2 protein-coding genes and 2 pseudogenes are annotated in these 5,587 nt (G+C 70.3%); 1 reads left to right on the top strand and 3 read right to left on the bottom strand.

All coding sequences use genetic code 11. The features are described from left to right. Window positions 1-106: 106 nt before the first annotated feature. Window positions 107-1,237, bottom strand: coding sequence for a SchA/CurD-like domain-containing protein (locus ACFWI9_RS11615; protein WP_387160914.1), 1,131 nt, complete (start codon window positions 1,235-1,237; stop codon window positions 107-109). Between the two features lie 259 nt (window positions 1,238-1,496). On the opposite strand from ACFWI9_RS11615, the pseudogene ACFWI9_RS11610 reads away from it, so the two are divergent. After that, window positions 1,497-3,257 (top strand): annotated as a pseudogene (locus ACFWI9_RS11610) (FAD-dependent oxidoreductase); the annotation flags it as partial. Here the strand turns inward: ACFWI9_RS11610 and ACFWI9_RS11605 are convergent. Further along, window positions 3,245-4,159: pseudogene (locus tag ACFWI9_RS11605) on the bottom strand (carbohydrate ABC transporter permease); the annotation flags it as partial. The pseudogenes ACFWI9_RS11610 and ACFWI9_RS11605 sit on opposite strands and share 13 nt — an antisense overlap. Next, window positions 4,156-5,448 carry an ABC transporter permease subunit gene (locus tag ACFWI9_RS11600; protein ID WP_387160931.1) on the bottom strand — a complete coding sequence of 431 codons (1,293 nt, stop codon included), beginning with the start codon at window positions 5,446-5,448 and terminating at the stop codon, window positions 4,156-4,158. The gene ACFWI9_RS11600 and the pseudogene ACFWI9_RS11605, both read right to left, overlap by 4 nt. Window positions 5,449-5,587 lie beyond the last annotated feature (139 nt).

The following is a 5,587-nucleotide window of genomic DNA, read 5'->3' as shown; positions in this document are numbered from 1 at the left end:
TGGGAGAGTAGTCAGACCCCCCGGGGCGCCGGCGGGGGGGGCCGCGGGGGGGCGGGGGGGGGGGGGCGGCCCCCGCCCCCCCCCCCCGCGGCGCGGGACGGACGGTTCAGGGAGCGACGGGGGACCGGCGATCGGTGATCAGGCGCATGTCGGCGCGAGCGAGGAAGCGGAGCATCTCCGCTTCCGTCGCCGGAGAACCGCCGCCGAACGCGTCCTCGTCGAGCAGACGGGCCACCATGGCCGCCTTGCGGGGACCGTGCGCTCCTCCCGCGAGCATCGGAGCGGCATCAAGACCGCCACGCACATCGACGAGCCGGATGACGACGTCGTCGCGCAGGAAGATGGTGCTGCTCTCGATGACCCCGGAGGGGTCGTGGGCGGCCTCCTCGTCCTGGCGGGCGAGGAGCTTGGCCAGAGCCATACCGCAGCCCTGCTTGGCCGGGTAGTACAGCGCGTGGCGCTTCGTGTCCGGGTGCTCGCCTTCGACGGCCGCCAGGTGGTGTACCGCCGGAAGTGACGCCCGGGTGAAGAACATCCGCGCCGACTCCTGGTCATTGAGGTCGCGGTGCTGCTCCAGATAGGGGTTGATGGCTTCCTCAAGCGCCTGCACCTCGGGCTGCCGGGCCACATGACGCAGCGCGGCGAGCAGATCGCCCTGCACCTCCACCGCGCGGATGACCCGGTTGCGGTGCATGAACAGGGAGGTACGGCGCAACCGGGTGTTGTCGTCGACCCGCGGCTCGGGCGACTTGTAACCCGCGAGCAGCTCGGCGACGATCTCCTCGCTGCCCGGCTTGACGGTAAAGGTGAGGGCGTGTCGGACGATGCCATCACCCATCCGCGCGTACGGCTGGAGAGCACCGCCGAGCTCCGCCGCACGGGCCTCCGTGTGGATCTTGCCCGTCTCGCGCAGCACGCTGAAGCGCAGCGAACGGGTGTCCCGCACACAGCTGTGCAGCGGTTTCACCACGTCGACGTGCTCCTCGCTGTTCACCCACTCGATGAACGGCGGCGCGCTCTCCCACTCACTGGTGATCAGCCACTGCGAAGGATTCTCGATCGACTGGCACAGCTGGTCACTCAGATGGCCGGGTACCGAGGCCACCTGATTGCGCATGTGCTCGTACGCGGCGAGAAAGCTCTGCTGCGCACCGTCATGAAGGTCCACCAGCAGTACGACCCGCAGCCTGGAGCCGTCGAAGGCCGACTGAGATATACGTTCCGACAGAGTTGTCATGTTCCACGCATCTCCTTCGAGACAGTGAAGCCGCCACCGAGGTGACGGAGCCGGCTCTCCGGGGTTCGGAGTAAGAGGTCCGACGCATTGGAACCGCCGATCAGCGCCCAGCGATGCGGCCGTCCGGCTTCGATCCTGTGCCGATACCACGGGTGGCGCGAGATGTGTGAACCATGCGGGTGAAGGGGCGATCGAGGCGCCCGCGCACGGGCATGGAAACTCCGATCCCCTCAACCGGCGGCTGGAGCTGGAGCAACTGATGGAAGAAAACTTCGACGACCGCGTACCGGTCCTGATCGTGGGCGGCTCGCTGGTGGGTCTGTCCACGTCGCTGTTCCTGGGCCGGCTCGGCGTCGGGCACATGCTCGTCGAGCGGCACGCGAGCACCTCTCGGCATCCGCGCGGACGCGGCAACAACGTACGCACGATGGAGCTGTTCAGGGTGGCGGGCGCCGAACCGCTGATCCACGAGGCAGCGTCCGCACTCGCGGGCAACCACGGCATCCTCCAGACCCCGTCGCTGGTCGGCGACGAGGGCGAGTGGCTGCTCAAGGAGATCGACCCCGGCGACGGGCTGACCCGGATCAGCCCCTCCGGCTGGTGCGTGTGCAGCCAGAACGACCTGGAGCCGGTGCTAGTGGAGTGCGCCCGCAAGAACGGCGGCGACCTTCGCTACTCCACCGAGATGAAGTCGTTCGAACAGGACGCCGACGGTGTCACCGCGGTCATCGAGGACCGCGACAGCGGCCGGACCCGGGTCGTCCGGGCGGACTACCTGGTGGCGGCCGACGGCCCCCGCAGCCCCGTACGCCAGCAGCTCGGCATCGGTCAGACGGGTCTCGGCGACCTGTTCCACAACGTCAGCGTCACCTTCAGGTCCCGGGCGCTGGCGGATGTCGTAGGCGACCGCCGCTTCATCGTCTGCTACCTCACCAACCCGGAGGCGGACGGCGCCCTGCTGCCCGTGGACAACGTGGAGAACTGGGTCTTCCACGCGCCCTGGCAGCCCGACAAGGGCGAGAAACTGGAGGACTTCACCGAGGAGCGCTGTATCGCCCACATCCGCAAGGCGATCGGCGCACCGGACATCGACGTCGAGATCACCGGAAAGGCCCCCTGGCACGCCGCCGAGCGGGTCTCCGAACACTACTCGTCGGGCCGGGTGTTCCTCGCCGGCGACTCCTGCCACGAGATGTCGCCCACCGGGGCGTTCGGCTCCAACACCGGCATCCAGGACGCGCACAACCTCGCCTGGAAGCTCGCCATGGTGCTGGACGGTGCGGCGGGCCCAGGGCTGCTCGACAGCTACGAGGCGGAGCGGCTGCCGGTGGCCAGAGCCACCGGTATGCGTGCGTCGAGTAGGTCGGAGGAGCACAGCCACCCCGGCTACGACCCGTCGTCGGTGGCGGGCCGCGAGGGCGGACCTGGCGGACCTGGTGGTCCGGGTGGGCCTGGCGGTCCGGGTATGGGCCGCCCCGGTGGCCCCGGTGGCCCCGGTGGCCCCGGTGGCCCCGGCGGTCCGGGCATGGGCGGCGGCCCAGGCGGACCCAGCATCGCCGGTGGCCCGGGCGGCAGTCCCGGCGGGATGCTCGCCGTCGCGATGGGCTACCGCTACCCGCACGGTGCCGTCATCGGAGCCGACCCCGACCAGCCCGTCGTCCCCAAGGGAATCCAGTTGGTGGGGGAGCCCGGCGCCAGGTCACCGCACATGTGGTTGCACAAGCCCGGCACCCAGCGCCGGATCTCCACGCTGGACCTGTTCGAGCGCTCGTACGTACTGCTGACCGGACCGGGTGGCGCCGCGTGGCGCGCGGCGGCGCGCACCGTGGCCGACCGGCTCTCATGTCCGCTCGACGCCTACCTCGTGGGTGAGGGACCGGACGCCGACCTGATCCCCGAAACGGGCTTCGACTGGGCCGAGTCGCACGGCGCGGCCCCTGACGGTGCGGTCGTGGTCCGCCCGGACGGGTTCATGGCATGGCGCTCGACCGGGATGGAGGCTGATCCCGAGGCCGCCATCACCCCCTGCACGAAGTGCCGCTGGAAGGCGAAGAAGACCACCACGGGCACGATCAGCGAGAGGAACGCACCGGGCGCCAGCACATCGATATTGCTTCCGAACTGCCGTACTTGTGACTGGAGTTCGACGGTGAGTGGCTGTGATGAGCTGTCCGCGAAGAGCAGCGCCACCAGCATGTCGTTCCACACCCACAGGAACTGGAAGATCGCCAGACTCGCGATCGCCGGGCGGCCCACCGGCAGCACCAGCCGGGTGAAGATCCGCCACTCGCCCCCGCCGTCCATGCGCGCCGCCTCCAGCATCTCGCGCGGGATGTCGGCGAAGTAGTTGCGCAGCAGGAAGATGGCGAACGGCAGCCCGTAGGCGACGTGGAAGAGCACGACGCCCGGGATGGTGCCGAACAGGCCCAACTGGCCGAACAGCTTGGCGACCGGCAGCAGACCCACCTGGACGGGTACCACCAGCATCGCCACCACCAGCAGGAACAGCCAGTCCCGGCCGGGGAAGTCCAGCCAGGCGAAGGCATAGCCCGCCAGTGCCGCGATCACGATGACCAGTGCCGTGGTGGGCACCGAGATCATGACGGTGTTCCAGAACGCGCGGGTCATCCCCGCGTTGCCGAGCAGCGCGGAGTAGTTCTCGAACGACAGCTGCCCGGGTGAGGTCAGCGCGGTCCACCAGCCGCTCCCGGCGTTGTCCCGCGCCGAGCGCAGCGAGGAGAGCAGCAGCCCCGCCAGCGGAGTGATCCACACGAATCCGATGACCACGAGGAACGCCTGCACCACCCCGTTGCCGAGCCACCTCCCCAGCCTGCTTCCCGAACGCCGCCGGTCCGTGCGGCGACCGGTCGGCGGCGCGCTCTGCGCGACGGCGGCGTTCGGTTCGGTGGCGGCGGCGCTCATGACTGGCTCCTGCGGAAGCGGCGGACGTTGAAGACCATGGCCGGGATCACCAGCAGCAGGAGCAGGACACCCAGCGCGCTGCCGAGCCCCTGGTTGTTGCCGCCGCCGAAGGACACCAGCCACATCTGCGTGGCCAGCACGGTGGCGTCCTCCTGCACCGGACCGGGCGCGATGATGTAGACGAGGTCGAAGACCTTCATCACGTTGATCACCAGGGTCACGAAGACCACGGTCAGGATGGGGGCGAGCAGCGGCACCGTGATCCTGCGGAACACCTGCCACTCGTTGGCACCGTCCATCCGGGCGGCTTCGAGCGTGTCACGTGGCAGGGACGACAGGCCCGCGCCGATGAGCACCATCGCGAAACCGGTCCAGATCCACAGATACGCGCCGATGATCGCCGGGGTGACCAGCGCCGGACCGAGCCAGGACACGCCCTCGTAGGGCGGGGCGAAGTTCTGCGCGGGCAGCCGCACGGTGTACGCACCGGCCGCCAGGTCCGGGAAGCGGAAGGAGCCGTCGGACGCGGTGGTGGCGGTCGCGACCGGCCGCCCGTCGCGTACCGCCTCGACCGTCATCTCCGGCAGTCCGCTCTCCCCCGGGTCCACCGCCCCCTGCTTCCCGCCGCCCCCCGGAGTGAAGTCCAGGTAGACCACGCCCAGCAGTTCGCCCGGCCCTGCCGTGTGGCTCGCCGCGGGTTGTGCGGGCACCGCGCCGGCGGGCAGTTCCTTCGGCGGCACGCCGACCAGACCGAGGGTGAGGGTCCGCCCGCCCGGTGAGACCGTGTCCGACGCGGAGTACGAGCCGTCGGGCGCCTTCGTCAGCCCCTGACCGTCCCGGGCGCGGGCGGCCGGATACGAGGAGGAGCCCTTGACGGCATCGTGCATCCCCACGACGGCGGCGTTCAGCACACCCTTGTCGGGGTCCTCCTCGTAGGCGAGCCGGAAGATGATGCCCGCGGCGAGGAAGGACACCGCCATCGGCATGAACAGCAGCAGTTTGAACGCAGTGGCCCAGCGGACCTTCTCGACCAGCACGGCCAGGATCAGACCGAGCCCGGTGAGCAGGGTGGGGGCGACGACCACCCAGATGGCGCTGTTGCGGACCGCTTTGAGGGTGGCCGGGTCGCGGAACATCTCGGCGTAGTTCTCGCCGCCGACGAAGCGGGTGCCCCCGGCGTCGAAGAAGCTCCGGCCGACCGAGAACAGCACGGGATAGACGACGAGCGCGCCGAGCAGCAGTAGCGCGGGGAGCACGAACGCCGCGGCGATCAGGCGCCTGCGACGCAGGGCGCGGAGGCGGGGGGCGCGCCGTGACCGCGCGGCCCCGGGGGGCCCCCCATGGGGGCCCCCCCGCGCGGGGGGGGGGGGGGGGTTTGTGATAACCCGCGGGAAAGCCCGGTGGGCGGTAGGTGCGCCGGGCCACCAG

The sequence above is a fragment of the Streptomyces sp. NPDC127084 genome, from assembly GCF_042724175.1.
Taxonomy (GTDB): Bacteria; Actinomycetota; Actinomycetes; order Streptomycetales; family Streptomycetaceae; genus Streptomyces.
Note: the sequence above shows the minus strand (reverse complement) of the source record. Positions and strands in the feature narration are given on the sequence as shown.